This is a genomic window from Citrobacter tructae, assembly GCF_004684345.1.
Classification (GTDB): Bacteria; Pseudomonadota; Gammaproteobacteria; order Enterobacterales; family Enterobacteriaceae; genus Citrobacter; species Citrobacter tructae.
The window spans coordinates 2,023,030-2,049,235 of the sequence record NZ_CP038469.1; the positions used below are offsets into that span (position 1 = coordinate 2,023,030).

The 26,206-nt window shown below is 53.4% G+C and carries 22 protein-coding genes and 1 pseudogene; 13 read left to right on the forward strand and 10 right to left on the reverse strand.

All coding sequences use genetic code 11. The features are described from left to right. The first annotated feature begins 89 nt into the window (after positions 1 to 89). From fepD to fepC, 3 genes are read left to right on the forward strand one after another with little or no spacing between them, the layout of a single operon-like run. Entirely contained in the window at positions 90 to 1,097 is a 1,008-nt protein-coding gene (fepD, locus tag E4Z61_RS10635; RefSeq protein ID WP_135322733.1) for a Fe(3+)-siderophore ABC transporter permease, read from the forward strand. Beyond that, positions 1,094 to 2,086 carry an iron-enterobactin ABC transporter permease gene (fepG, locus tag E4Z61_RS10640; RefSeq protein WP_167817547.1) on the forward strand — a complete coding sequence of 331 codons (993 nt, stop codon included), beginning with the start codon at positions 1,094 to 1,096 and terminating at the stop codon, positions 2,084 to 2,086. The genes fepD and fepG overlap by 4 nt, the downstream gene beginning before the upstream one ends. After that, positions 2,083 to 2,880 (forward strand): iron-enterobactin ABC transporter ATP-binding protein, encoded by a 798-nt coding sequence (fepC, locus tag E4Z61_RS10645; RefSeq protein ID WP_135322734.1) that lies wholly within the window; start codon positions 2,083 to 2,085, stop codon positions 2,878 to 2,880. Before fepG ends, fepC begins: the two co-directional genes overlap by 4 nt. Positions 2,881 to 2,925: 45 nt before the next feature. Here the strand turns inward: fepC and wzz(fepE) are convergent, their stop codons facing one another. The 4 genes from wzz(fepE) to fes all read right to left on the reverse strand — a co-directional run bounded on the left by wzz(fepE) (position 2,926) and on the right by fes (position 9,635). Beyond that, positions 2,926 to 4,059 (reverse strand): LPS O-antigen length regulator Wzz(fepE), encoded by a 1,134-nt coding sequence (wzz(fepE), locus tag E4Z61_RS10650; protein WP_135322735.1) that lies wholly within the window; start codon positions 4,057 to 4,059, stop codon positions 2,926 to 2,928. A gap of 228 nt (positions 4,060 to 4,287) precedes the next feature. After that, complete coding sequence (entF, locus tag E4Z61_RS10655) at positions 4,288 to 8,178, reverse strand: enterobactin non-ribosomal peptide synthetase EntF (RefSeq protein ID WP_135322736.1); 3,891 nt, start codon at positions 8,176 to 8,178, stop codon at positions 4,288 to 4,290. Then, positions 8,175 to 8,393, reverse strand: a complete 219-nt coding sequence (locus tag E4Z61_RS10660) for an MbtH family protein (protein WP_135322737.1) — start codon at positions 8,391 to 8,393, stop codon at positions 8,175 to 8,177. Before E4Z61_RS10660 ends, entF begins: the two co-directional genes overlap by 4 nt. Before the next feature lie 30 nt (positions 8,394 to 8,423). Then, positions 8,424 to 9,635 (reverse strand): enterochelin esterase, encoded by a 1,212-nt coding sequence (gene fes, locus E4Z61_RS10665; RefSeq protein ID WP_167817548.1) that lies wholly within the window; start codon positions 9,633 to 9,635, stop codon positions 8,424 to 8,426. Between the two features lie 258 nt (positions 9,636 to 9,893). On the opposite strand from fes, the gene E4Z61_RS10670 reads away from it, so the two are divergent. Both E4Z61_RS10670 and entD read left to right on the forward strand, forming a co-directional pair. Then, complete coding sequence (locus E4Z61_RS10670) at positions 9,894 to 12,167, forward strand: TonB-dependent siderophore receptor (protein ID WP_135322739.1); 2,274 nt, start codon at positions 9,894 to 9,896, stop codon at positions 12,165 to 12,167. Positions 12,168 to 12,216: 49 nt separating this feature from the next. Then, complete coding sequence (gene entD / locus E4Z61_RS10675) at positions 12,217 to 12,870, forward strand: enterobactin synthase subunit EntD (RefSeq protein ID WP_135322740.1); 654 nt, start codon at positions 12,217 to 12,219, stop codon at positions 12,868 to 12,870. On the opposite strand, the gene E4Z61_RS10680 is transcribed toward entD, so the two are convergent. Next, on the reverse strand, positions 12,845 to 13,564 hold the full coding sequence (locus E4Z61_RS10680; RefSeq protein WP_135322741.1) for a GNAT family N-acetyltransferase: 720 nt from the start codon (positions 13,562 to 13,564) through the stop codon (positions 12,845 to 12,847). The genes entD and E4Z61_RS10680 overlap by 26 nt on opposite strands. A 142-nt stretch (positions 13,565 to 13,706) precedes the next feature. On the opposite strand from E4Z61_RS10680, the gene E4Z61_RS10685 reads away from it, so the two are divergent. Next, positions 13,707 to 14,825 carry a YbdK family carboxylate-amine ligase gene (locus E4Z61_RS10685; protein WP_135322742.1) on the forward strand — a complete coding sequence of 373 codons (1,119 nt, stop codon included), beginning with the start codon at positions 13,707 to 13,709 and terminating at the stop codon, positions 14,823 to 14,825. 67 nt (positions 14,826 to 14,892) lie between these two features. Further along, entirely contained in the window at positions 14,893 to 15,141 is a 249-nt protein-coding gene (locus E4Z61_RS10690; protein WP_135322743.1) for a DUF1158 domain-containing protein, read from the forward strand. 21 nt (positions 15,142 to 15,162) lie between these two features. Here the strand turns inward: E4Z61_RS10690 and E4Z61_RS10695 are convergent, their stop codons facing one another. Both E4Z61_RS10695 and E4Z61_RS10700 read right to left on the reverse strand, forming a co-directional pair. Then, positions 15,163 to 15,504 carry a RamA family antibiotic efflux transcriptional regulator gene (locus E4Z61_RS10695; protein WP_135322744.1) on the reverse strand — a complete coding sequence of 114 codons (342 nt, stop codon included), beginning with the start codon at positions 15,502 to 15,504 and terminating at the stop codon, positions 15,163 to 15,165. A 16-nt stretch (positions 15,505 to 15,520) separates the two neighbouring features. Further along, positions 15,521 to 16,633, reverse strand: a complete 1,113-nt coding sequence (locus tag E4Z61_RS10700; protein ID WP_135322745.1) for an MBL fold metallo-hydrolase — start codon at positions 16,631 to 16,633, stop codon at positions 15,521 to 15,523. Between the two features lie 190 nt (positions 16,634 to 16,823). Between E4Z61_RS10700 and E4Z61_RS10705 the strand changes: the two genes are divergently transcribed. The 3 genes from E4Z61_RS10705 to nfsB all read left to right on the forward strand — a co-directional run bounded on the left by E4Z61_RS10705 (position 16,824) and on the right by nfsB (position 18,546). Further along, the gene (locus E4Z61_RS10705; protein WP_135322746.1) at positions 16,824 to 17,405 is read left to right on the forward strand and encodes a TetR/AcrR family transcriptional regulator; all 582 of its coding nucleotides are present in this window, start codon (positions 16,824 to 16,826) and stop codon (positions 17,403 to 17,405) included. Next, positions 17,405 to 17,773, forward strand: coding sequence for an MmcQ/YjbR family DNA-binding protein (locus E4Z61_RS10710; protein ID WP_135322747.1), 369 nt, complete (start codon positions 17,405 to 17,407; stop codon positions 17,771 to 17,773). Before E4Z61_RS10705 ends, E4Z61_RS10710 begins: the two co-directional genes overlap by 1 nt. 119 nt (positions 17,774 to 17,892) lie before the next feature. After that, positions 17,893 to 18,546, forward strand: a complete 654-nt coding sequence (nfsB, locus tag E4Z61_RS10715; RefSeq protein WP_135322748.1) for an oxygen-insensitive NAD(P)H nitroreductase — start codon at positions 17,893 to 17,895, stop codon at positions 18,544 to 18,546. Between the two features lie 40 nt (positions 18,547 to 18,586). Here nfsB and E4Z61_RS10720 read toward each other — a convergent pair whose 3' ends face one another. Beyond that, positions 18,587 to 19,453: a helix-turn-helix transcriptional regulator gene (locus E4Z61_RS10720; protein ID WP_135322749.1), complete on the reverse strand. Its 867-nt coding sequence runs from the start codon at positions 19,451 to 19,453 to the stop codon at positions 18,587 to 18,589. Positions 19,454 to 19,560: 107 nt separating this feature from the next. Between E4Z61_RS10720 and E4Z61_RS10725 the strand changes: the two genes are divergently transcribed. Together E4Z61_RS10725 and E4Z61_RS10730 are read left to right on the forward strand one after the other, a co-directional pair. After that, a complete protein-coding gene (locus tag E4Z61_RS10725; protein ID WP_135322750.1) occupies positions 19,561 to 20,997 on the forward strand; it encodes an MFS transporter in 1,437 nt (478 codons plus the stop codon). A gap of 73 nt (positions 20,998 to 21,070) precedes the next feature. Continuing rightward, positions 21,071 to 22,315 (forward strand): mechanosensitive ion channel family protein, encoded by a 1,245-nt coding sequence (locus E4Z61_RS10730; protein ID WP_135322751.1) that lies wholly within the window; start codon positions 21,071 to 21,073, stop codon positions 22,313 to 22,315. A 52-nt stretch (positions 22,316 to 22,367) separates the two neighbouring features. Here E4Z61_RS10730 and pheP read toward each other — a convergent pair whose 3' ends face one another. Further along, positions 22,368 to 23,762, reverse strand: a complete 1,395-nt coding sequence (gene pheP / locus E4Z61_RS10735) for a phenylalanine transporter (RefSeq protein ID WP_135322752.1) — start codon at positions 23,760 to 23,762, stop codon at positions 22,368 to 22,370. Between the two features lie 146 nt (positions 23,763 to 23,908). Further along, positions 23,909 to 24,556 (reverse strand): annotated as a pseudogene (locus tag E4Z61_RS10740) (YncE family protein); the annotation flags it as partial. A 322-nt stretch (positions 24,557 to 24,878) separates the two neighbouring features. Between E4Z61_RS10740 and E4Z61_RS10745 the strand changes: the two are divergent. Continuing rightward, positions 24,879 to 26,054: a coiled-coil domain-containing protein gene (locus E4Z61_RS10745; RefSeq protein ID WP_135322753.1), complete on the forward strand. Its 1,176-nt coding sequence runs from the start codon at positions 24,879 to 24,881 to the stop codon at positions 26,052 to 26,054. Positions 26,055 to 26,206: the final 152 nt, after the last annotated feature.

The window sequence follows — 26,206 nt, forward strand, 5'->3', positions numbered from 1 at the left end:
TTTTCAATATCCATTCAATGGCTGCACATGCTAACATACCTAAATAAGATCGATAACGATAATTACTATCATTATCAAGGATAGTTGATATGTCATGCTCTGTTTCCGCGACGCGCGCCTTCGCCGTGTCCGGACTGTTGTTATTACTTGTTGTCACCACGGCATTAAGTCTGGTTATTGGCGCGAAGTCGCTCCCTGCCTCCGTGGTGCTGGATGCACTCACCGGCAGTTGTCAAAGCGCCAATTGCACCATCGTGCTGGACGCGCGACTCCCACGCACCCTAGCAGGACTGCTCGCTGGCAGTGCGCTGGGCCTAGCTGGCGCATTAATGCAAACGCTCACCCGTAATCCGCTGGCAGACCCCGGTATTCTTGGCGTCAACTCCGGGGCCAGCTTCGCCATTGTGCTGGGCGCCTCGCTATTCGGCTTTTCCTCCCCGCAGGAGCAACTGTTGATGGCCTTTTCTGGGGCGCTGGCCGCGTCGCTGATTGTGGCATTTACCGGCAGTCAGGGCGGCGGACAGCTCAGTCCGGTACGCCTGACGCTGGCAGGCGTTGCGCTAGGGGCGGTACTGGAGGGGTTATCCAGCGGCATCGCCCTGCTCAACCCGGATGTTTACGATCAGCTGCGTTTCTGGCAGGCCGGTTCGCTGGATATTCGCAGTCTGCAAACCCTGAAGGTGGTCCTGATCCCGGTCGTTATTGCCGGTGCCGTTGCCCTGTTCCTCAGCCGTGGTCTGAACAGCCTGAGTCTGGGCACGGATACCGCCACCGCGCTGGGCAGCAAAGTGGCCCGAACGCAGTTTATCGGTCTGTTGGCAATCACCGTACTGTGCGGAAGCGCTACCGCGATTGTCGGCCCTATCGCCTTTATCGGCCTGATGATGCCGCATATGGCGCGTTGGCTGGTGGGGGCCGATCACCGCTGGTCGCTACCCGTCACCTTACTGGCAACCCCTTCCCTGCTTTTAATTGCCGATATCATTGGTCGCCTAATTGTTCCCGGTGAACTACGCGTGTCGGTGGTCAGTGCGTTTATCGGCGCGCCAGTGCTTATTTTTCTGGTACGCCGTAAGCCGCGCGGGGGTGGCTCATGATGCACCTTTCTCGTCGACTGATTATCAGTTGCCTGCTACTGGTTGTGGGCTGCATCGCCATCGGATTGTGGAGCCTGCGTAGCGGCGTCGTGACGCTGGAAACGCAGCAGATAATTGCCGCCCTGCTGGGCGATGCGCCGCGCAGCATCACGCTGGTGGTGACCGAATGGCGTTTACCGCGCGTGCTGATGGCCCTGCTGATTGGCGCGGCGCTGGGTGTAAGCGGCGCGATATTCCAGTCACTGATGCGCAACCCGCTTGGCAGCCCAGACGTGATGGGCTTCAATACCGGAGCCTGGAGCGGTGTACTGGTGGCGATGGTGCTGTTTGGTCAACATCTTACCGCCATTGCGCTGGCCGCCATGCTCGGCGGGGTTCTGACTTCACTGGTGGTGTGGGCGCTGGCCTGGCGCAACGGAATAGAAACATTTCGGCTGATTATCATTGGCATCGGCATACGCGCCATGCTGGTGGCGTTTAACACCTGGCTGCTGTTGAAGGCCTCCTTAGAAACCGCGCTGACGGCTGGGCTGTGGAACGCCGGATCGCTCAACGGCCTGACCTGGGCGAAAACCTGGCCGTCTGCACCACTGATTATTGTGATGCTGGTATGCGCCACGCTGCTGGTGCGCCGGCTGCGCTTGCTGGAAATGGGCGATGACAGCGCCTGTGCTCTGGGCGTCAGCGTCGAACGCTCGCGTTTGATGATGATGCTGGTAGCCGTCGTGCTGACCGCCGCAGCCACTGCGCTGGCGGGTCCTATTTCGTTTATTGCACTTGTCGCACCGCACATCGCTCGTCGTCTTAGCGGCACCGCGCGCTGGGGATTAACCCAGTCGGCGCTGTGCGGCGCACTGTTATTGCTGATGGCCGATTTATGCGCTCAGCAGTTATTTTTGCCTTATCAGCTTCCGGTTGGTGTTGTTACCGTAAGTCTCGGCGGTATTTACCTTATCGTCTTGTTAATTCAGGAGTCCCGCAAAAAATGACCGAATCAGTAGCCCGTTTGCGTGGCGACCAGTTAACGCTGGGTTATGGCAAATTTACCGTGGCGGAAAACCTCGACGTCTCGATCCCCAACGGCCACTTCACCGCGATAATTGGGCCCAACGGCTGTGGAAAATCGACGCTGCTGCGCACATTGAGTCGCCTGATGACGCCCGCGCACGGCAAAGTCTGGCTGGATGGGGAACATATTCAACATTACGCCAGTAAAGAAGTCGCACGCAGAATTGGTTTGCTGGCGCAAAATGCCACCACGCCGGGCGATATTACCGTGCAGGAGCTGGTTGCTCGCGGACGTTATCCCCATCAGCCATTATTTACCCGCTGGCGTAAAGAGGATGAGGACGCGGTTGTGAACGCCATGAAAGCCACCGGAATCACCCACCTGGCGGCGCAAAGTGTGGATACCCTTTCCGGCGGACAGCGCCAACGAGCCTGGATAGCCATGGTACTGGCGCAGGAAACGTCGATTATGCTGCTCGATGAACCCACCACCTGGCTGGATATCAGTCACCAAATTGATCTGCTGGAACTGCTCAGTGAGTTAAACCGCGAGAAGGGCTATACACTGGCCGCCGTTTTGCACGATCTGAACCAGGCTTGCCGTTATGCCACACATTTGATAGCGCTTCGGGAAGGGAAGATTATTGCCGAGGGTGCGCCGAAGGAGATTGTCACGCCGCAGCTTATCGAAAATATCTACGGCCTACGCTGCATGATAATCGACGATCCGGTTGCCGGTACGCCACTGGTGGTGCCGCTTGGACGCCAAAAATAACAGGATGAATCGTATGGCGGCTATCTCGCCGCCATACGCAATAACTTACACTAACTGATCGCCCAAAAAGGCAGCATGTTGTTTACGCGACATCACGGCATAATTCAGTAGAACCCCACCGCACGCCACCATACCACCGAGTAAAGCCGCCAGAATAACGATCATTGATTTGGCTGGACCATCTTTTTTCACCGGTAGCGAAGGGGAAAGTTGATATTTAAACGGCGTAAAGTTGACATCCTTCACATTCATCGCTAACAGCTGTTCAACATGATATTGGCGATTGCGTAATTCACCGTTGATCTCTGCAACATCTGTTACCGATTTTTCAATTTCTAATTTCCGCGCGATACCATCAGCCCCTAGCGAAATAGAGAAATCAGGGTCATCTTTTACCGCCTGACCGTTGCTGTAAACTGGTTTTTTAATCCCTGCAGCATTAGCAATTTCCAGCGAGTAGTTGAGACGCTGAATATTTGCGGCCAGTTGGTTTTTAAGCCTTTCGCGATCCATTTCCAGTCTTTCTTTCTCAAAACTGGTTTTAGTTGTCAACTTATTGCGAATATCTTCCAACGTTTCTTTCACAACAATATTAGAAACATACTGGATATAGCCCGCCAGTACCTCCTGCGCTTCTTGTGCCATTGGCGCGGTAAAGCTCAGCGTCCATGCGGTGTAGAGCGAAGTTTCATTCTTCTTACTCACGTTGCTGTCAACTGCGGTCATTTTTTCACTGAGTCTGACAATCGCCCGATGCAGGTCCATTTCGTCGATTTCGGCACCTTTCAATTGTTCTATCACATAAGGCGAAGAACGCAGATACGCTTCCAAAAGCGATGGCGACTGAAATTTCTTGATAAACATGTTAAATACATCATCACGGCTAACGTTAATGTCCATGTCCAGCACGCGCAATTTGGTCAACGTATTCTCGAGTTTCTGCCACTGCACGGCTTCAGCTGGGGTAACAATCGCCTGACTGGTCCATTTTTGCGGCAGCAAGAAAGAGACCAAAATCCCCACGCAGGCAAAAGCGAAAACAGTTGCAACAATTTTTGTCCTGGCTCGCCATAAAATCTCAAGCAGGTTTATTAAATCAATTTCATTACTGTTTACCGTCGTCTGCGGATAAGCAGTAAATTCCGAATCATTGTCTTGCTTGATATTGAGTGATGACATGTTGTGTAACCTGAAATCTTTGCCTGTAGAAAAACATTCTTGTAGTCGAATTCTACCAGCTAGTCAGAATTATCCGAAACACTCTTTGCCCAAAAAACCTACCAAATATAATATTCGGAATTTATTAAGCATTATGAATAAACCAAATAAAAACAAAAAAGAAACAACTCCACAACATTTGTTACCGTTATGGAGTTATCCAGAGAATGCGATAGCCAATAATCTTTGCTATGCGAGGTGATTAACAAGCCTATTTATTACAGGCCCTATCCTCTCAAACGCGGTGGGAGAAATGATATCGACGTGCGCGCAGTCCTGACGATAGATATCCAGACTGGATATCCACGGCGACCAGCTGCGCTCCGGACTGACGCCCTGAGGCAGCGTACGTTCGGCTACAAACAGCGTGGCATTACCGTCAAAAGGCACGCTGTGCGCGGTGGCTAACAGACGAACCGCATCGGCGTAATTGCCTTCTATCGCGCTAAACAGCGCGTCAGAAGCGTTCCCCTGCTGCGCAGCCAGAAACGCCTCGCGCTCACGATCGATTTCTGCCAGCACTGCTGGATCCAGCCCATTGGCCTCTTTTTCCTGCCAATTTTGTGTTTCCGGCGGCCAGGTATCCAGCAGTCCCAGAAACGCAACCCTTTCCCCCCGCGCCTGCAAGCGTGCAGCAATGCCCTGCGCCAGCGTACCGCCCAGAGAATACCCCAGTAAATAGTAGGGGCCATGAGACTGCTGCTCCAGCAACGTTTTAAGATGATACTCGCAGACCTCATCAAGATTTGCCGCCGTCTGCATCGGTCCATGTGGTCGTGGCGACTGGATGCCAATAATTGACCATTCAGGGCTCAAATAGCGCGACAACACGCTAAACTGCCAGGCAAAACCCGACGCCGGATGGAAGCAAAACAGCGTTGGACCGTGGCTTGTACGTAGCGGCAGCAGCGCTTCAAACCCCAGACGCTGCGACTGTTCATCATCAGTGCTCTCCAGCAGTGCGCTCAATTGTTCAACAGTAGAGGCGACCATTATCTGCCCGGGTGTCACCTGACGCTCAAAAACCCGGCTCAACTGCGCTGCCAGCTTCATTGCCAGCAGCGAATGTCCGCCCAGCGCAAAGAAGTCAGCCTCCACATCATTGACCTCGCAACCCAGTAGTGCAGAAAAGGCTCCAGCAATTGTGGATTCGATGCCCGCACGTGGCACGCGTCCTGCCACGCGCGGCGTCAGTTGCGGCATCGGCAAGGTTTTACGATCCAGTTTACCATTGGCACTGAGCGGTAATTCCGCCAACTGTAACAGCACCGTCGGCACCATATGCGCAGGCAGTTTTTCACGCAGACTTTCCCGCAACGCAGACGTATCCAACGGTAAACCCGATTGCGACACCAAATACCCCACCAGTTGGCGTGCATCGCCACCAGTCTCCACCGCCTGGTTGAATACGCAGGCATGGGCAACAGCATGCTCGACATCAGGTAGCATCTGCATCACCCGATCAATCTCGCCCAGCTCAATACGCTGCCCGCGAATTTTAAGCTGGTCATCGCTGCGCCCGAGGTATTCCACCGCGCCATTTTCCAGCCAGCGCGCCACATCCCCGGTACGATACATACGTTCACCGGCGTTAAACGGATCGGCAATAAAGCGGCTTGCTGTCAGGTCCGGTCGCCCCAGATATCCCTGCGCCAGTTGGATCCCGGTCAGGTACAGATCGCCCGCCACGCCAACAGGTACCGGGCGCATCATGGCATCCAGGATGCGTAAACCGGTATTCCACACCGGATAGCCAATCGGCACGCTGTTGCCAGTTACAGCGGCAAGCGTGTCTCCGCATGCCGGATACCAGCTGACATCCACCGCCGCTTCGGTCGGACCGTACAAATTGTGCAACGGTGCCTGGGTCAATTGTTCCCACTCACGGCACAACTCTGCTGGCAGGGCTTCGCCGCTGCAGAACACCTGTTTCAGCGTGGCGCAGCTTTCCCGCGCCGTTTCCGGCGTTAGTGATGCAACAAACGCCGCCAGCATCGACGGCACAAAGTGCGTGGTCGTCACCCCATACAAAGCGAAGAACTGCTGCATCTCCAACGGGTCGCGATGCGCCTCGGGCTCTGCCATTACCAGTTTTGCCCCGGCAATAAACGGCCAGAAAAACTCCCACACCGAGACATCAAAACTGCACGGTGTTTTTTGCGCCACCACATCATCGGCGGTCAGCGGATAGTGATTTTGCATCCACAGCAGGCGGTTAACGATGGCGATTTGCCCCACCATCACCCCTTTGGGTCTGCCGGTCGATCCCGAGGTAAAGATGATGTAGGCGGTATGTTCTGGGCGCGATAATGCGCACGGCGAAGTATCACCGCCCGGCAGCGGCGCGTTATAGCACATGCTGTCCAGCCCCGGAATATCGCGAAAGCGGGATAGTTGTTCATCGGTGGTTATCAACAGCGTGGGGCGTGCGTCTTCCAGCATCATCCGCAGACGATCGTCCGGATAGCCGGTATCCAGCGGCAGCCAGGCGGCACCGGCTTCAACAATACCGTGCAGCGCCAGCGTCAGAAAAACAGAGCGCGGTAGTGCCACAGCAACGCTGTCCCCCGGCCGCACGCCGCGCTCACGCAGCACTTTTGCCAGTGCCACAACCTGTTCACGCATCTCGCGATAGCTGAACTGATAATGGGCATCAGCCAACGCTGGCGCATCCGGTGTTTTAGCGGTCTGATCCGCCACCAGCGCACTGAGCGTGGTGAATGGAATATCAACGGCCGTATCGTTTATTTGTGCCAGCTGTTCCTGTTCTACCGGCAACAGCATGTCGGCATCACCACAGCGCAGCGCCGGATTTTCGGCGAACTGCCCCATCAGCGCGGTTAACCGCTGCGCGTGTTGGGCCAGCGTCGCTTCATCGTAGCGCTGTTTATTGGCGAGGATTTCAACACTCAGACCGCCGTTTTCATCCGGGAACAGCGCCAGTTCGAGATCGTTAACCGGCCCCGTCGCCAGCGTATGGGTTTGCGCCTGTAGGCCGGGAATATCCAACTGATAGTCAAAGATTTTCACGTTCAGTACCGGACCAAACAGCGCTTCTTCACCGCCTGCGCGACCACCGTCGCGCACAATTTGCTCCGCATCATAACGCTGATGACGACGCATTTTCTTCAGCTGTCCCGCCAGTCGTTGTGCAAGCGCAGGCAAGCTTTCTGCCGCATCCAGCTTCACGCCAAATGGCAGAACATTTAATACCGGCCCGGTTGCCGTTAACGCTGCCGACCCCATACGACGCATGAAAATAAACCCGGCAGCATAATCCATCCGGCTGCATAAACGCCCCAGCCATAACGCCACCAGCGCCAGCGCTAAATCCGCACGCTGAACGTCTGGCATACGCGCGGCAAGCTGGCGAAATGCACCGTCGGGCGCGGTCAACTGCATACGAATAATGTCCGCGCTGGCAGACCTTCCCGGTAGCGGTTTACTCGATAGCGAAGCGGGTGGTGGCAGTTGTCCCCGCTGCTCGGCCCAGAATGCGCCATCACGGTGATACGCCTCGCTGTGGCGATACTGTTGATACTCTTCCACTACCTCGGCAAAGGGTGTAAAAGGCGATGCTGGCGTGGGTTCGCCACGCTGCCATGCCCGGTAAATTGCCGCTATCTGTCGGGTAATAGCCGGAAAACTGAAGCCATCCACCAGTAAGTGATGATAACGCTGATACCAGTACCAGCGGTTATCCTCCACCTGAATAAGCTGATGGCAGACCAGCGGTTTTGTGCCATCGGCACGTATGTCTTGCTGCAGATCGGCCTGCATTAACGCACGAGCGGCTTCGTGTGGACTGCTATTTGTACGCAGATCAATAATGTCAGGTTCAGCAAAAACAATGGCAGGATCAACCCACTGCCAGACCTCGCCGTTGTCTTCGCTAAACCGCATCCGCAGGGTATCAGCCTGATCCAAACCGGCGACGACCGCTTTCGCCAGCAACGGCGCGTTCAGTGCACCGGTTAATTCCACGTAGTGCGCGACGCTCCACGGTGAAGGCAAAGTGGAGAGTTTTTCTGCCATCCAGATCCCAGGCTGGGCCGCGACTAACGGTAAGTGCTGAGTCATTTTGCCTCCTGTACATCGGCATATTGTGCCGGCGTCAGCGTGGTCCAGTTCGCCGCCAGCCACTGCTGGCAGGCTTCCTGAGATTGCGGTTCGCACGCGATATTCCAGCCAGCAGGAAGTGAGCACTGCTGTGGCCAAAGGCTAAACTGACGTTGGGGATTTTGCAGAATGTAAAACTGTCCCTGCGGGTTATCGAAGGGGTTACTGAATTCCATACTCAACTCCTGTCGTGGAACATCGTCCGGTTAAATCGTGTCGGTGAGTGGCTGCCAGAGCGTCATCAAACCCTGCATTAAGCCGCCACGCCAGCAAAGTGCATCGTGTCCACCCTCAACCTGACGCCAGAAAATAGACTGTGGTACACAAGGTAACTGCGCGTAGAGCGCCTGATTGGCGCGAAAAATTATCGGTTCGCGAATACCGGCTTCCAGAACAATACGCAGACCCTGAACGCTTACCTTTCCGCTTTTCAGTTGTTCAATGAGCACCCCATCCTGATGACCACCGCGATGCGGCCACCAGTAAGATCCAGACTGACTGAGTACACAGCCAAAGCGTTCCGGCCAGTGCAGCCCGGCATACAGAGATGACAAGCCGCCAAAGCTTTGCCCGGCTACGATCGTGCGCTGTGGATCGTCGCTGAACGCGGTGGTCGCTTTCACCAGCGGCAGTAACTCCTGCTGCACCGCTAGCCAGAAATCAGCATTGCACGGCAGCTCGCGGCTGCGATGAGGCGTATCGATGGCATCAATCAGGAGATAAACGGCGGGAGGAAGCTGATGTCGTTGGGTAAGCGAGGTCAGTGCGGGCCAGACGGGCATACTTTGCGCCCAAAACTGTCCGTCCAACAGAATAGCCAGCGGACGCGTTTCAGGATTTGCCTCGCCGGTAGTAAAAACCCACACGCGGCGCGTATTGCCGAGCCGGGCACTGTGCCATTGCAGGCAAACTGCGAGGGAATCGGGTTTTTCAGGATGATCCCAGCCTGGCTGTACAGGAGCGTCCGGCATTTCCAACGCAGACACCGCATGTCCACGCCCGCCTTGCCAGCTTTGCGGATTGAGGGGATCGGCAATGGCCTGCGGCAACAACTGTCGCCAGCCTTCTCGCAGTAGCGCTCTGTCCGGAGTTTCGCCCGCATTCAGCCCGGCAAAAATATCGTCGCGTGCAGAAGGAATGAAGCAATAGCTCCCGCGCCAGTGGGCGTCCAGGGTAATACACCAGCACCAAACATCGGTGCCATCAATACGTCGCAGCGACTGGGGAACGGAATTTTGATGGTGGTCGGTCACACCGGTAATGTAGATCCACACGCGACGGGTAGTGGAGTGTTTTTCCGTGCCCTGCGGGTCACGCCACCAAAAGGTGACGCGGTAATCACCGTTATCTTCACGCACCCATTCCGGGCCATTTTTTGACTGCCACCACGCATCGCTTCCTATCATTAACGCCGTCACCGTCATAACCCCATGTTTATTGTGCAATTTTATAGATAAGCGTGAAATATATTGATAATATTATTGATAACTATTTGCATTTGCAATAGCGTATTGTCGCGCTGTGGGAAGCGCGTACAGTTTTTCACCACTTATAAACCGACCTGACGCTGCGAACTTTTTCTGGAACGGATGGTTTTCGCAGGAGCGGGCGACATCAGGCCAAATGCCCCACAACGGCATATTGGTTCACGTGGCTAAAAGAAAGCAGGACACACAATGAACAACAAGATTCATTCACTGGCCTTATTGGTCAATTTAGGGATTTACGGAGTAGCGCTGCCAGCGATGGCAGAAGATAAAACCGATAGCACCGCCGTCTCGCATGAAGATACCATCGTCGTTACCGCCGCCCAGCAGAACCTGCAGGCGCCAGGCGTTTCCACTATCACTGCTGATGAAATCCGTAAGAATCCTCCCGCGCGCGATGTGGCGGAAATCATTCGTACTATGCCAGGCGTGAACCTGACCGGTAACTCAACCAGCGGCCAACGCGGCAACAACCGTCAGATCGATATTCGTGGCATGGGTCCGGAAAACACCCTGATTCTGATCGACGGCAAACCGGTCACCAGCCGTAACTCTGTGCGTCAGGGCTGGCGTGGCGAACGTGATACCCGTGGTGATACCGCCTGGGTGCCGCCGGAAATGATCGAGCGTATTGAAGTGCTGCGCGGTCCTGCCGCAGCACGCTACGGTAACGGTGCTGCGGGTGGCGTGGTGAATATCATCACCAAAAAAGGCAGCAACGAATGGCACGGCTCCTGGGATACCTATTTCAACGCCCCGGAACACAAAGATGAAGGTTCGACCAAACGCACCAACTTTAGCCTGAACGGCCCAATGGGCGGGGATTTCAGCTTCCGTCTGTACGGTAATCTCGATAAAACCCAGGCCGACGCATGGGACATCAACCAGGGTCATCAGTCAGAACGTACCGGCACCTACGCCAACACCTTGCCAGCGGGTCGTGAAGGGGTCATCAACAAAGACATTAACGGCGTGGTTCGCTGGGATTTCGCCCCGCTCCAGTCTCTCGAACTGGAAGCCGGTTACAGCCGTCAGGGCAACCTGTATGCTGGCGACACGCAAAACACCAACACCAACCAGTTGGTGAAAGATAACTACGGTGACGAGACCAACCGCCTTTATCGCCAGAACTACTCCCTGACCTGGAACGGCGGCTGGGATAACGGCGTCACCACCAGCAACTGGGTGCAGTATGAACACACCCGTAACTCCCGAACGCCGGAAGGCCTGGCGGGTGGTACGGAGGGGATCTTCGACCCGAATGCGTCACAAAAATATGTCGATGCCGACCTGAGTGACGTCATGCTGCACAGTGAAGTCAGCATTCCGTTGGATCTGCTGGTTAACCAAAACCTGACGCTCGGTACCGAGTGGAACCAGCAGCGTATGAAAGACATGCTGTCCAACTCACAGACCTTTATGGGCGGTGATATTCCAGGCTCCAGCAGCACCAACCGTAGCCCGTATTCCGATGCAGAGATCTTCTCTCTGTTTGCTGAAAACAACATGGAACTGACCGACAGCACCATGCTGACCCCGGGTCTGCGTTTCGACCACCACAGCATCGTCGGCGACAACTGGAGCCCGTCTCTGAACCTGTCACAAGGTCTGGGCGATGACTTCACCCTGAAGATGGGTATTGCGCGCGCCTATAAAGCGCCAAGCCTGTACCAGCTTAACCCGAACTATATTCTGTACAGTAAGGGCCAGGGTTGCTATGCCACCGGCTCCGCGACCGGCATTGGTTGCTACATGATGGGTAACGATGATCTGAAGGCCGAAACCAGTATCAACAAAGAGATTGGCCTTGAGTTCAAGCGTGACGGCTGGCTGGCTGGGGTCACCTGGTTCCGCAACGATTATCGCAACAAGATTGAAGCAGGCACGGTACCGTTCGACAGAACATCTATCACCAATAAAGGGAAGACGACCTACACCGACATCTATCAGTGGGAAAACATTCCTAAAGCGGTGGTTGAGGGCCTGGAAGGTACGTTGAACGTGCCAGTTAGCGAAACCGTCAACTGGACCAACAACATTACCTACATGCTGCAAAGTAAGAATAAAGAGACCGGCGAGCGCCTGTCGATTATTCCTGAATACACGCTGAACTCGACCCTGAGCTGGCAGGCACGCGAAGATTTGTCATTGCAGTCAACCTTCACCTGGTACGGCAAACAACAGCCGAAAAAATACGATTACCAGGGTAAACCGGTTACCGGCAGCTCGGCAAGTGAAGTGAGTCCGTACAGCATCGTCGGCCTGAGCGCGACCTGGGACGTGACGAAAAACGTCAGCCTGACCGGTGGCGTGGATAACGTCTTTGACAAACGTCTGTGGCGCGAAGGTAATGCCCAGACCACTGGCGATATCGTGACCGGAAACTATATGGCGGGCGCAGGCGCGCACACCTATAACGAACCGGGTCGTACATGGTTCATGAGCGTGAACACGCACTTCTGATAACGTTTTTCCCTCTCCTCGCTGCGGGGAGAGGGAAACGTCAGATACCATGCGCACAACACACACTTCACTCTCCTTGGCAGGCCATACGCTGCACATTGTCGGGTTTGATCCTGACAGTTTCCATGAGCACGATTTGCTCTGGCTCCCCCACCATGCACAGATAATGTCCTGCGGACGTAAGCGTAAAACAGAGCACTTAGCGGGGCGCATAGCCGCCGTCCATGCGCTAGGTGAATATGGCAACAAAGCCGTACCCGGCATCGGCGAGCGTCGTCAACCACTTTGGCCAGAAGGTCTGTTTGGCAGCATCAGCCATGGCGCCACGACCGCGCTAGCGGTTGTCTCACCACACCCCGTAGGGCTGGACATTGAAGCTATTTTTACGCCCCACACCGCAACCGACCTGGCTGACAGCATTATCGACTGTCATGAACAACAGATTTTACAAATCAGCCCTGTGCCCTTTCCGCTCGCCTTAACCCTGGCGTTCTCCGCCAAAGAGAGCGTATATAAAGCGTTCAGTACACAGGCTATCGAGCTGCCGGGTTTTGCCAGTGCCCAAATTACCGCAATCACTGCCACGCAATTAACCTTGCAAATCATGCCGTCATTTTCACCCAGCCTCGCCGGACAGGACGTCAATGTTCGCTGGTTTCAGCGCAATGAAAACATCATTACACTTTGTGAAGCGACCTTGTAGCAAACTCCGCCAGCGATCGGCGTTGCTGCCCATTTTCATCAAAGTTGTCAGCAGCTAGCCAGCGTTGTAAAACGGCGTCGCACTGTGGCCATTCGCCGTCAATTATCGAAAGCCAGTCACTGTCACGATTACGCCCCTTACGCACAATTTTCTGGCGAAAGCGCCCTTCATAGACAAACCCTAAGCGCTCCGCAGCCCGACGAGACGCAACGTTCAGCGAGTCGCATTTCCACTCTACGCGGCGATATCCGAGGGCAAATGCCTGACGCAGCAGCAGCCAGACGGTTTCCGTACCCAACACCGTATTTTTCATGCGTGGCGACCAGGTCACATGGCCAATTTCAACCGAGCCATTCTCACGGTCTATCGCCATAAAACACACCAGCCCGACGGCGCGCCCAGAGCGTAAATCGATAACCGCGTAGGGAACCAGCGCGGCATCCGTGGATTTTCCCGCTACCCAGAGGGACGCTGCCGCAACGCTCGTCGGCCGCTTGCTGGCAAGCCAGGTCCAGTCCCGCTCATCAGGCGCTTGTGCATAGGCGTCAAACAGATCGGCGGCATGGCTGTCGGCATCCAGCACGTCAAGACGGCAATAGCGTCCTTCCAGTACTCCTCGCGGCAGCACTGATGCCCCGCGCCAGTCCGGCAGCGCATCGCCTACCGTCTGTCCATAATCATTTAATTCCGGCACGGTTCCCCCCTGTTACGAAAGCAAAAAATAGTTATAGCACCTGTCATTTTGCGTTCAAAGCGCGGGATGTCGATTTCCCCTGTCGTACGGGAAATCCACATCCCTTCTATACTGATTAAAAATCAATGCTAAAGGGGACGCTATGTCACTACCCGACTTTCATGTCTCTGAACGTTTTACACTGGGTATCGAGCTGGAAATGCAGGTGGTTAACCCGCCAGGATATGACCTGAGTCAGGACTCATCTCAGCTGATTGATGCCGTAAAACCACAGCTCACTGCCGGGGAAGTGAAGCACGATATCACCGAAAGCATGCTGGAGATGGCGACCGGGGTTTGTCGCAATATCGACCAGGCGAGTGCTGAATTATCCACCATGCAGCAGGTAATCTCGCGGGTTGCTGCGAAGCAGCACCTCGCCATCTGTGGCGGTGGTACGCATCCATTTCAAAAATGGCAACGTCAGGAAGTCTGCGATGACGAACGCTATCGACGCAACCTGGAAAATTTTGGCTATCTTATCCAGCAGGCGACGGTATTCGGCCAGCATGTCCACGTTGGCTGTGAAAACGGTGATGACGCCATTTACCTGCTGCATGGCCTGTCGCGCTTTGTTCCGCATTTTATTGCGCTCTCTGCCGCCTCACCTTATATGCAGACGTCCGACACGCGGTTTGCCTGCGCGCGACTGAATATATTCTCCGGATTTCCCGATAATGGCCCGATGCCATGGGTGAATAACTGGCAGGAATTCAAGGGGCTATTTCGTCGACTGGCTTACACCAGCATGATTGATAGCATTAAAGATTTACACTGGGATATCCGTCCCAGCCCGCACTTTGGCACGGTAGAGGTTCGCGTCATGGACACTCCGCTGACCCTTGAACATGCGGTCAATATGGCTGGACTTATTCAGGCTGCCGCCCACTGGTTACTCACTAAACGGCCTTTCAAACACCAGGAACGAGATTACTTGCTGTATCAATTTAACCGTTTTCAGGCCTGTCGCTTTGGTCTGGAGGGAATAGTCACCGACGTGCATACCGGCGATCATCATCGCCTGGCGGATGACACGCTCCGGCTATTGGAACTTGTCACCCGCTCAGCAGATAAAGTGGGGGCCACCAGCGCGATTGATGCCTTGCGCCAGCAGGTAAAAAATGGACACAACGAAGCCCAACGCATGCGTGATTTCGTCGCCGAAGGCGGGTCGTTGAGTGGTCTGGTGAAAAAACATTGTGAGATTTGGGCGGGGTTGTAAGCGTGGGAATTTGCGTTGCCCGCAGAGATCCCGGACAATGGTCTTTTAACTCAACTTTAACAATGTTATGAAACACCCGCTTGAATCACTGATGACCGCCGCCGGGATCCTGCTATTGGCTTTTTTATCCTGCCTGCTGCTGCCCGCGCCTTCGCTCGGCCTGGTGCTAGCGCAAAAGTTAGTCGCTACCTTTCATTTGATGGATCTTAACCAATTCTATACTTTGCTGTTTTGCCTGTGGTTCTTACTACTTGGGGTGATTGAGTATTCTATTCTGCGTTTCATCTGGCGGCGCTGGTTCTCGCTGGCAGATTAGCCTCGCGAGAACCGTGTGCCATCAATGCGTACGGCTGTGATTTTCTTTGCGATAAGCACCCGGCGGCTGGCTGAACGTGCGGGTGAAGATACGTGTAAAAGTCTGCTGCGAATCAAAACCGTACTTCAGGCAGATATCGTAGACTTTCTGGTCGGTATCACGTAAATCACGTGCCGCCAGCAACAGCTTACGCTCACGAATGTAGCGCCCGAGGCTCTCACCTTTGTACTGCATAAACAGACGCTGCAGATGCCATTTCGAATATCCCGCGTGGCGGGCAATATCATCAATGCGCAAGGGTTGATTCAAATTATCATCAATCCATTCGACAATCGTCTCGATAACTTGTGCAGAAAGCGTCATCGCTATTTCCCTTTATTCATTGGGCCGCTGGCTGCCACCAGGCCGTAAACAGTTGGTCCGGATCGGACAGTGCTACCGGCTCACCCAACATCGGCGTCAGCAGACGGTAATCTTTGAAACGGCTGGCGAGCGCCAGACGCTTATAGGGATCGTCCCAGGTATGTTTCGCCAGTACGAAGCGACCAGCATGGCCTGGCAAAACGGCTTTTGCATGGAGATCGACCGCCGCCTGCGCGGTCTCTTCCGGCATCATATGGATGAACTTCCAGTCCAGGTCATATTGACCATTTTCCATGATCGCCACATCGACCGTGCCGAATTGTTCGCCAATCGCTTTAAAATGCGGTCCGTAGCCGGAGTCTCCACTGTAATAAACATTTTGCTCCGGTGTTTCAAACATGAAGCTTGCCCACAGCGTCTGATTCCGCTTGATGCCTCGGCCAGAAAAATGCCGAGCCGGCAGTACATGTACAATCAGTGAATCCGTCACTCTGACGGACTGATTCCAGTCCAGCTCCTCGATAATCTCGCTGTTCATCCCCCAGTACCGCAAATGCGACCCGACGCCAAGCGGCGTAATCACTCGCTTAATCTTTGGCATTAACGCCTTAATAGTCGCGAGATCCAGGTGGTCATAGTGGTCGTGCGAGATGATCAGCAGGTCGATTTCCGGCATGTTTTGTGCCGTCCACGGATACTCTCCGGCAAAGGCTTTATTCAGAAATGAAACCGGTGCCGCGTAGTTGCTCAACACCGGATCGATCAGAATACGTTTACCCGACAGCTGCAAATACCACGAGGAGTGGCCGAGCCAAACAAGGGTGTCCTGCTGCGGTGATAAACCGGCAAGTTCGGTCGCCACCAGCGGTAACGGCTGAGCCGGGCGGGCATTTTCCCGCTTCGCGACCAGAAATTCCCACCATGCAGCCAGCATACTTTTATTACCGGTATAGCCCGGCGTTGGCACCTGATTATGAAACTGCCCGTCACGATAGTGTGGTGACTGTTCAACCTGGCTCAGCTGTGCCCCTTGCGGTGCTTGACCAAATCCGGCATTGAATACAAACGGTAAACTTGCTGCAGCGGCAATGAGCATAATAACAACCACATAAACTGTGAGACGCTTCATATCCTGACCTTAAACGCGCCCCCTTTCCGCTGGTTTGCGCGACTGACCCTTGATTATGAGTGAGTAAGCACTCATTATAGAAATGGAACGTTCGTCGTCAAGATGATTTTCAATCTTTGACATTCGCCGTTGCGGTACTGCGAAGGCCGTGATTCAATCGTGTTTTTAACAGACTTAAGGGTAAAGTGTAGTGGCTCGTCCGAAGAGTGAAGACAAAAAACTGGCATTACTGGAAGCAGCAACCACAGCATTTGCGCAGTCCGGCATTGCGGCCTCTACCGCCGTTATTGCCCGCAATGCAGGCGTTGCAGAGGGAACGTTGTTTCGCTATTTCGCGACAAAAGATGACCTCATCAACGAACTTTACCTCCATTTAAAACACGATATGTGCCAGTCAATGATGGCTAATCTGGACCGTTCAGTAACCGATGCCAAAACCATGATTCACTTTATCTGGAATAGCTACATTAGCTGGGGCCTGCATAACACCGCCGGGCATCGCGCCATCCGTCAGCTTGCCGTCAGCGAGAAAATCACCAAAGAAACCGAGCAACGAGCTGAAGATATGTTCCCGGAACTACGCGATCTTTGTCATCGCTCCGTGCGGCCCGAGTTCATGTCTGACGAGTATCGCGCCTTCGGTGACGGGCTTTTTCTGTCGCTGGCGGAAACAACAATGGAATTCGCCGCCCGCGATCCTGCCCGTGCAAATGAATACATTGCTATGGGATTTGAAGCTATGTGGCGTGCGCTCACCCGCGAGGAAAAATAATGGATGGTCAGACATTACACGCTTGTGCGAAACGTGTTGCGCTTGAACTCCCTTTTACCGAGCTCTGCTGGCCATTCGGCCCTGAGTTTGACGTCTTTAAGGTCGGCGGCAAGATTTTTATGATTGTCTCCGAGCAACGCGGACGCCCTCTGGTCAACCTGAAGTCTGAACCGCAAAAATCGCTGTTAAATCAGCAGATTTACCGCAGCATCGAGCCAGGCTATCACATGAATAAAAAGCACTGGATCTCGGTCTATCCTGGTGACGATATTACCGAATCCTTACTGACAGAGCTGGTGAATGACTCCTGGCACCGGGTGGTGGACGGCCTGCCGAAGCGGGATCAAAAACGTCTGCGTCCTGGCTGATTTATCGTTAACCCCGATAAGTGTTTCTGCCTTTTTCTGTCTTATCTTTTTCCTGCTAACCCTGTACCCTGCTGTAACAAAACGCACCCGCAGGGTAAGAAAAACGACCAGGAGTTGTTATGGATATTGTTTCTGTCGCCTTAAAACGTTACTCCACTAAGGCATTCGATCCGACCAAAAAACTGACCGCTGAGCAGGCAGAAAAATTAAAAACGCTGCTGCAGTTCAGTCCGTCCAGTACCAATTCGCAGCCGTGGCATTTTATCGTTGCCAGCACTGAAGAAGGCAAAGCGCGCGTAGCAAAATCCGCCGCCGGTGGCTTTGTGTTCAACGAACGTAAAATGCTCGATGCGTCCCACGTCGTGGTGTTCTGCGCCAAAACGGCTATGGACGATGCGTGGCTGGAGCGCGTGGTGGATCAAGAAGAAGTCGATGGTCGTTTTGCCACCCCAGAAGCCAAAGCCGCCAACCACAAAGGTCGTACTTTCTTTGCCGATATGCACCGCAAAGATCTCAAGGATGACGCTCACTGGATGGCAAAACAAGTGTACCTGAACATTGGTAACTTCCTGTTGGGCGTTGCGGCGATGGGCCTGGATGCCGTGCCGATCGAAGGTTTTGATGCCGCTGTTCTCGACGCAGAGTTTGGCCTGAAAGAAAAAGGCTATACCAGCGTGGTTATCGTCCCGGTGGGTCACCACAGCGTAGAGGACTTCAACGCCGCACTGCCAAAATCACGTCTGCCGCAGGAAACGACGCTGACGGAAGTCTGATTTCCCCATACAGCCCGGGAGGCTTACGCCATCGGGCTTTTTACTGCTTATCCAGCCACGCTAATGCTTGCTCCCCGGCTGCATCCATCGGTAAATAAACCAGCAGTCGTGAACCGTTACGAGGTGCTGAATACCAGTACATCTGCTGCAAACTAAAACGCCCCAACTGCGGATGGTGAAAGTTTTTCACCTGATTTTCCACGCCCCGAACCTCATAACGCTGATGCCACAACGCTTCGAACTCAGAAGACGCGGCAAAAAAACGCGCCAATTTATTCTCCCAGATCGGATCGCCCCGATGCTCCGCCATTGCTGCACGAAAGTACGAGACAAACGTCGGTAATACATCGCAATTTTCGATACGGCTTCGCCAGGTTTCATTGGTGAGATAGAGGTAAATACAGTTGCGGTCTTCGTCCGGAAGCGTAGCAAAATCAATCCCCATTAAGCGGCAAAAACTGTCATTCCACGCCACAATGTCAAAACTGGGTTTCTGGATGCTGGCAGGCTGCGGCATCAGACTGTCTAGCATCCGCCGGGTGCCTGGACTGATGCCTTCACACACCGTAGCCGCCGTCGATTCCGGCGGTGTCAATCCTGCCAGCACAAACAAGTGACGGGTTTCCAGAGGGCTGCATTGCAGAGCATTCGCCACGCTCAGCAGTACCGTTTGCGACGGGTTCACCTCGCGCCCCTGCTCCAGCCAGGTGTACCAGGTTACACCAACATTAGCCAGCATCGCGACCTCTTCGCGGCGCAGGCCGGGTGTTCGCCGCCGCCCGATTCTCGGTAGCCCCAGTCGTTGCGGGTCAAGGCTTTCTCGTCGCGCACGCAAAAACGCACCGAGCTGTTTGCGGCTGTCATCAGGAAGGATAGCCACAGATTCAGGTTGCGCTATTACCGCCATATACACTCCAGCATGGTAGTACCAATACCCGTATAACCAGGAACTGGTACCCGTTTAATTATTCAGTGATGCTACGTCCATCTGCTGAATGACGCAATGGAGTTACAATGAATACCTCAGTTGTTTCACCCGGTCGCGTAGGGTTACTGCTGTTACTCACAGGCCAAATGCTGCCACTTATTGATACATCAATTACCAATGTCGCGTTGGATTCCATTACGCAGTCGCTACAGGCTACCACGACCCAGCTTGAGTTGATTGTTGCCTTGTACGGTGTGACCTTCGCCGTCTGTCTGGCGTTAGGAAGCAAACTCGGCGATAACTACGGTCGCCGCCGCCTGTTTATGTGGGGCGTCGTCGTGTTTGGGTTAGCATCCCTGTTTTGCGGGTTGGCAAACTCCATAGACATGTTACTGAGTGCCCGTGTTTTACAAGGTGCGGGGGCTGCGCTAATCGTACCGCAGATTCTCGCCACCCTTCACGTCACGTTGAAAGGTACAGCACATGCGCGAGCCATCAGTTTGTACGGGGGTATTGGCGGTATCGCTTTTATCGTAGGCCAGATGGGTGGGGGATGGTTAGTTTCAGCAGATATTGCCGGGCTGGGCTGGCGCAACGCGTTTTTTATTAATGTCTCGATCTGCCTGTTGGTGCTGATTTTCAGCCGCCGTTATATCCCCGAAACTACCCGAGAAACCCGGGCCGATATTGACTGGCTGGGGACCACCTGTCTGGCAGCTATCCTCTGTTGCCTCCTTTTTCCGATGGCATTAGGCCCGGAAACCGGCTGGCCATGGCAGACACAGGTAGCACTTGTCGCGATCCTGCCGTTGGGGTGGTGGATGCGGAGCAATGCATTACGCCAGGAACAACGTCAGCAACAGCCTCTTTTGCCACCACGCCTGTTGAGGCTCACCAGCATCCGGTTCGGTGTCCTGATTGCATTACTGTTTTTTAGCGCCTGGTCAGGTTTTATGTTCTGTATGGCTCTGACCCTGCAAGCAGGTATTGGTATGGCACCGTGGGAATCCGGCAACAGCTTTATTGCCCTCGGCGCGGCCTATTTTATCTCAGCGTGTTATGCGCCGCAATTGATTGCCCGCTATAGCACAGGGCGTATTCTGTTAACCGGCCTTGCCATTCAAATTACAGGATTAACAGGGCTCATGCTGACCTTCTGGCATTCGGGCCTGCAAACTTCAGTGTTCACGCTGATCCCGGCGACAGCGCTTATCGGTTACGGCCAGGCGCTGATTGTGAACAGTTTTTATCGCATCGGTATGCGCGATATCACCACACATGATGCAGGTGCCGGAACGACCATTTTGAGTACGCTACAGCAGGCTACACTCGGGCTCGGCCCCGCCGTGTTAGGCGCGTTGTTTTTGCATCTGCAGCAGCATAACCACGGTGATTACACGCGGTCGGTTATCGGTTTTTTGGCCGTCGAAACCGCAATGATGATTGTTCTGCTTCTGGCAACGTTATTTTTCCGTCGCACGCTGAATGTCGTACAAACCCGTGCCTGTGTCGCCTCAAAATAGAGAGTGAGGAGTACGCATTTGCATAACCTCTGCACAGCGGTCATCATAGACCGCTGTTTATTAAGGAGACGTTATGCAGGAATTGATATCTCAGGTAGAAGACCTCGGCATTGAAATGAATCACACCACATCGCTGGTGATGATTTTTGGCATTATTTTTATCACCGCCATTATTGTTCACGTTATTTTGCACTGGGTGGTATTACGCGCATTTGAAAAACGCGCCAACGCCAGCTCCCGTCTGTGGCTGCAAATTATCACGCAAAACAAGTTATTTCACCGCCTGGCGTTTACACTGCAAGGTATCATCATCAATATACAGGCAGCGCTCTGGCTACAAAAAGGCAGCGAAGCCGCAGAAATATTAGTCACCTGCGCCCAGCTGTGGATCATGATGTACGCCCTGCTGTCAGTATTTTCCCTGCTCGACGTTATTCTCAATCTATCGCAAAAACTTCCCGCCGCATCGCAGTTACCGCTGAAAGGCATATTTCAGGGCATCAAGTTAATCGGCGCGATTATCGTCGGTATTCTGATGATTTCCCTGCTGATTGGTCAGTCACCGGCCATCCTGATAAGCGGTCTGGGCGCTATGGCGGCGGTCTTAATGCTGGTCTTTAAAGATCCGATCCTCGGTCTGGTGGCGGGAATACAGCTTTCAGCCAACGATATGCTCAAACTGGGCGACTGGCTGGAAATGCCGAAATACGGCGCAGATGGCGCTGTGATCGATATTGGTTTAACCACCGTCAAAGTACGCAACTGGGATAATACCATCACCACCATTCCTACCTGGTCATTGGTATCGGACTCGTTTAAAAACTGGAGCGGCATGTCTGCGTCCGGTGGTCGGAGAATTAAGCGTAGCATCAGCATTGATGCCACCAGCATCCATTTTCTCGATGAAGATGAACGACAGCGGTTGCATAAAGCGCACCTGCTGAAGCCATATTTAACCACGCGACATCAAGAAATTAACGAGTGGAACCAGCAGTTAGATGCGCCTGAATCCGTATTGAATCATCGCCAGATGACCAATATCGGGACGTTTCGCGCCTACCTGAACGAATATTTACGCCACCATCCGCGCATCCGCAAAGATATGACGTTAATGGTTCGCCAACTGGCGCCGGACGATCACGGTTTGCCGATTGAGATTTATGCGTTTACCAATACGGTGGTGTGGCTGGAATATGAAAGTATTCAGGCTGACATCTTCGACCATATTTTTGCCGTGGTCGAAGAGTTCGGTTTACGCATTCACCAATCCCCTACCGGGAATGACATTCGCGCGTTGTCAGGTGTATTTCAACGTTAAGACGTATTGTGAAGAATGGCCGATCTCATCGCAGGATGAGATCGGTTAGCAATTAGCGGGCTTTACGGCGAAGAAGTTTGAAAGCGACAAACAGGAACAAGATCCACGCAGGCAGCAGCATCGCTGATAAACGCATCTCATCCATGGTGCACATCAGCACCAGGATCATGCAGAGGAACGCAATACACAGATAGTTTCCCGCCGGATACAGCAGCGCTTTAAACTGAGTGTCACGTCCCTTGCGACGCATTGCTGCACGAAAACGCAGGTGTGCCAGGCAAATCATAATCCAGTTCAGCAACAGCGTAGCGACCACCAACGCCATCAGCAGGCTAAAGGCTTTTTGCGGCAACACGTAGTTTATCAACACCACCAGCGAGGTGATAGCGCCGGAAAGAACCAATGAGTTAACCGGCACGCCGCGACGGCTGACGCGGGTCAAGAACTTCGGTGCATTGCCCTGCACGGAGAGACCAAACAGCATGCGACTGTTGGAGTATACACCGCTGTTATACACCGACAGCGAAGCCACCAAAATAACGAAATTCAGTGCAGAAGCTACCACGTTGCTGTCTAGATTATGGAAAATCATCACAAATGGGCTACTGTTCGATTTCACTTCAACCCACGGGTACAGCGCCAACAGCACGACCAGTGAACCAATGTAAAACAGCAGGATACGATACACCACCTGGTTTACCGCTTTCGGGATGCTTTTTTGCGGATCCTGCGCTTCTGCCGCAGTAATACCGATAAGCTCCAGTCCACCAAAGGAGAACATAATCACTGCCAGCGACAGGATCAGGCCATTCCAGCCGGTGGCAAAAAAGCCGTTATAGCGCCAGAGGTTATCGATGCTCGCATGTTCACCGCCGTTGCCGGAAAACAGCATCCATACACCAAAACCAATCATGCCGATAATCGCCAGCACTTTAATCAGTGCGAACCAGAATTCCGTTTCACCATACAGACGAACGTTGACCAGATTGACGGCATTGATAATAACAAAGAAAGCGGCAGCCCAAATCCAGGTCGGGACATCGGGCAGCCAGTACTGCATGTAGATCCCGGCTGCGGTAAGCTCCGCCATGCCGACCAGTACAAACATCACCCAGTAGTTCCAGCCAGACAGAAAACCGGCAAACGGTCCCCAGTATTTATAGGCAAAGTGGGCAAACGATCCGGAAACGGGTTCTTCAACCACCATTTCGCCCAGTTGGCGCATGATCAGAAACGCAATGATCCCAGCCACGCCATAGCCCAGCAACACCGCCGGTCCCGCCATTTGAATCGCCGGGCCGATCCCCAGAAACAGGCCCGTACCAATTGCGCCACCCAGCGCAATTAACTGAATATGGCGGTTTTGCAACCCCCGCTGAAGCGTCGGTTCATTCGTTGACGCGGCATCGGACACGCTGGTGTCAGATGCAGTTGACGCGTTTTTCACGCCCTACCCCTGTGTCGTTTTTATTGAAGGGGCTTCTTTTAACATTTCAACCTGGTTGTCGCAAGGCGCAATCGTTTGGATACGCCGGGCATCCTTGCCCAACGTACCGAGGCTCGGGAGAAAAATAATAAAAAGAAGTCATACTATTATTGTTTATTCAATTCAATACGCGCCACGTTATCAGGCGCATCCGTGGAGTGGTCTTTATTGAATTGTTGCTTCACGGTGACAAACAGCGTTTGCCCATCCGCAGAGAGCAACAGGCTGTTCGGATTCGGCGGCAGATCCCAGCTTTTCTTCACGCTGTAATCTGTTGCATTCAGGCTGAGTAATTTCCCGGCATCGCGTTGGGTAATATAGATTTCGTTGCGTTTTGCGTTGAATTTAACCGCTAACGAATCGCCAACATCCAGTTTTTTGATCAATTTCCCCGTGTGGATATCCAGCACCAGGGTGGTTTTCGCTTGCGAGTTATCGGTGACAAACAAACGACCCGTTTGCACGTCTTCCGCCATGTTCAGCAACAACGCCGGTTTCTCTCCCAGCGGCTTCCAGCGTTTCTCAACACGCTGGTTACGCGGGTTGATCACCAGGATTTCGCCGCCGCCATTGGCGGCATAAATACGCTGCGTGGCGTCAGAATAATGCAGTCCGGTCATCCATTTTCCGGTATTTTTAATGCGGGTTTTCAGCTTCAGGGTCTCGGCGTCCACCACCCAAATTACCGCCGGGTCAGCAACCGCGCCAATATAGAGCAGGCCATTATGCAGCAACACCTGACGCGCGCCATACGGGACCCTTCGGCATTACGCTCCGGCAATCAGCAATGCCAGGACGGATGTTGTTATTTTCATTGTGGGAGATCCTTACCAGAGGACGCATATCCTTGTTCAATCAAGAATAATTAACCGCTGAATAAAAAAGATGAAACGTGGGTTCGAAGAATGCAACTGGTGCGCGCTGTCTCTGCTTTCTTATAATTAACGTGAATTATTCTGGACGAAAAGGCATCGCAGGCCACAGAATGCACCTTACTGTTTTTTCAACATTTTCAAACGGGTGAACCAGGCCAGGTTCCTGTCATCCGTTTTTAAGCCACGCCAGGCAGCGACCGTCATGAATAAGATCATTAAACGCCTTGAGATCGTCAAAAGCGCCATCGAACTGGAAGACGAGGAGATCATTTTCCAGCAACTGGTGCATTTGAAAAATGACGCGTTGACGGACGTACCGAAGACGATCATTCAGGCGCTTGAAGCGCGGCGTTTCAGCGATGCCCTGCATGAAATCACCTGCTGGTTGCAATCGCAGCGGGCGGTATCAACGTGGCAAGATCCCGGCATCGCCGCCAGCAAACTCGAGCTGAAAGCACTCGAAGCGCAGCTGCGCGACTTAATCGATAAGCGCAATACACGCATTCAAATTCTTGATGATTTCAACGATTTGTACCATCTGCGTCTCGGGCCGTTGATGAGCCGTATTCTCGAATTGCGTAAACACCTGGCCGCCAGCGCGCAGCGTAAGCAGGAAGCCGAGCGCAAACGTCGGGAAAAAGATTATCAGTCCTGTCAGCACTTTATTTCTCAGGCGGTCGACCAACTGGCCCAACTCAAACAACTCTGGATGAACCAGCGTTCAGACTCACGCGAATCGGTGGAAACCCGGCAGCGCATTCAACAACAAACAGAGCTTATCACCGCCCTGCTGGCGGAGATTCGTGGACTAGAAAACGATTTTTCCCGCCAGGATGACAGCGCCACCCGCCAGGCGCAGGAAGAAGCCCGTCATGAGTATGATGAATATCAGGAGCAACAGCAGGACGCTCAGCATCGCTATAATCGCGACCAGAAGCTTTCTCACGACGAACGTAATGAACTAAAACGCCTGTGGCGTCAGGCAAGTCGCCTTTGCCATCCGGACGTGGTAGCGGATGACCTGAAAGAGAAAGCGCACCAGATGATGGTGCAGTTGAATCAGGCACGACAAAATGCCGATCTGGCAGCCGTTCGCACACTGCTTACCCAACTACAAAACGGTCTCGAACCGATGATGGCAAGCGACCGACTCAACGATCTGCAACATTTACGCCGCAAGATACAGCAGCTCAGGGAGCAAATTAATAGCCTGCTCAACGAGATTACCGAACTGGAGGCCGAGAATGCGTGGCGTCTCGCCGCTTCTGTGACGGACAAAGAGGCCTATTTTGCCGATCAGCAACGGGCGCTTACGGAGATCCGTAACTCGCTGGAACAACAGGTGCACCAGGTCGAGCAGGAGTTGTTAGCGGGCTAAACGCTAACGGCGATGCAAGCAGACAAAATGACATCTGCAAGTCAGATGTTAAGATTAGGCACAAAAAGATAAATAAAGAACAAAACACCATTAAACAATCGAGTGGCGGAAGCATTATCTAAAATAATCACGCTTTTAGCCGATAAGTATAA

Coding starts and splice junctions, on each gene's coding strand:
- E4Z61_RS10670 (WP_135322739.1), top strand. CDS start 9,894: ATGAACAACAAGATTCATTCACTGGCCTTATTGGTCAATTTAGGGATT.
- E4Z61_RS10745 (WP_135322753.1), top strand. CDS start 24,879: ATGAATAAGATCATTAAACGCCTTGAGATCGTCAAAAGCGCCATCGAA.
- fepG (WP_167817547.1), top strand. CDS start 1,094: ATGATGCACCTTTCTCGTCGACTGATTATCAGTTGCCTGCTACTGGTT.
- E4Z61_RS10700 (WP_135322745.1), bottom strand. CDS start 16,633: ATGAAGCGTCTCACAGTTTATGTGGTTGTTATTATGCTCATTGCCGCT.
- E4Z61_RS10710 (WP_135322747.1), top strand. CDS start 17,405: ATGGATGGTCAGACATTACACGCTTGTGCGAAACGTGTTGCGCTTGAA.
- E4Z61_RS10720 (WP_135322749.1), bottom strand. CDS start 19,453: ATGGCGGTAATAGCGCAACCTGAATCTGTGGCTATCCTTCCTGATGAC.
- E4Z61_RS10730 (WP_135322751.1), top strand. CDS start 21,071: ATGCAGGAATTGATATCTCAGGTAGAAGACCTCGGCATTGAAATGAAT.
- E4Z61_RS10660 (WP_135322737.1), bottom strand. CDS start 8,393: ATGGAATTCAGTAACCCCTTCGATAACCCGCAGGGACAGTTTTACATT.
- fepD (WP_135322733.1), top strand. CDS start 90: ATGTCATGCTCTGTTTCCGCGACGCGCGCCTTCGCCGTGTCCGGACTG.
- E4Z61_RS10685 (WP_135322742.1), top strand. CDS start 13,707: ATGTCACTACCCGACTTTCATGTCTCTGAACGTTTTACACTGGGTATC.
- E4Z61_RS10690 (WP_135322743.1), top strand. CDS start 14,893: ATGAAACACCCGCTTGAATCACTGATGACCGCCGCCGGGATCCTGCTA.
- fepC (WP_135322734.1), top strand. CDS start 2,083: ATGACCGAATCAGTAGCCCGTTTGCGTGGCGACCAGTTAACGCTGGGT.
- nfsB (WP_135322748.1), top strand. CDS start 17,893: ATGGATATTGTTTCTGTCGCCTTAAAACGTTACTCCACTAAGGCATTC.
- entF (WP_135322736.1), bottom strand. CDS start 8,178: ATGACTCAGCACTTACCGTTAGTCGCGGCCCAGCCTGGGATCTGGATG.
- E4Z61_RS10695 (WP_135322744.1), bottom strand. CDS start 15,504: ATGACGCTTTCTGCACAAGTTATCGAGACGATTGTCGAATGGATTGAT.
- entD (WP_135322740.1), top strand. CDS start 12,217: ATGCGCACAACACACACTTCACTCTCCTTGGCAGGCCATACGCTGCAC.
- E4Z61_RS10725 (WP_135322750.1), top strand. CDS start 19,561: ATGAATACCTCAGTTGTTTCACCCGGTCGCGTAGGGTTACTGCTGTTA.